The sequence below is a fragment of the Bacillus cereus group sp. BfR-BA-01355 genome (genome assembly GCF_022663675.1).
GTDB classification, from domain to species: Bacteria; Bacillota; Bacilli; order Bacillales; family Bacillaceae_G; genus Bacillus_A; species Bacillus_A thuringiensis_S.
This window is the reverse complement of the sequence record NZ_JAKUFY010000480.1, coordinates 1-223: the sequence shown is the minus strand read 5'-3', so window position 1 is coordinate 223 and position 223 is coordinate 1. Positions and strand designations below refer to the sequence as shown.

Below are 223 nucleotides of genomic sequence, written 5' to 3'. Positions count from 1 at the left end.
CTTATCTCTCGGATATGCATGGTACGTATCATTAAATTCTTCTATAATAAGTGCCTTTTCTTCTTCCGTCGTAGTCTCTATTTCATTTAATTTTATAGTTGGATTCCTTACAATTTGATTAATAATACTTATTAAATGTACTAGTAAACGTTCTGCACTCTCCTTTTTATACAAATCAGTACAATACTCCAATGCCATTTGGTAATCATTCTCTACTTCATAA

The 223-nt window shown here is 30.0% G+C and carries 1 protein-coding gene; it reads right to left on the bottom strand.

The annotated features are described in order from the left end of the window. The coding region (locus MR167_RS33870; RefSeq protein WP_242316316.1) for a condensation domain-containing protein at positions 1–223 on the bottom strand (223 nt) is incomplete at both ends.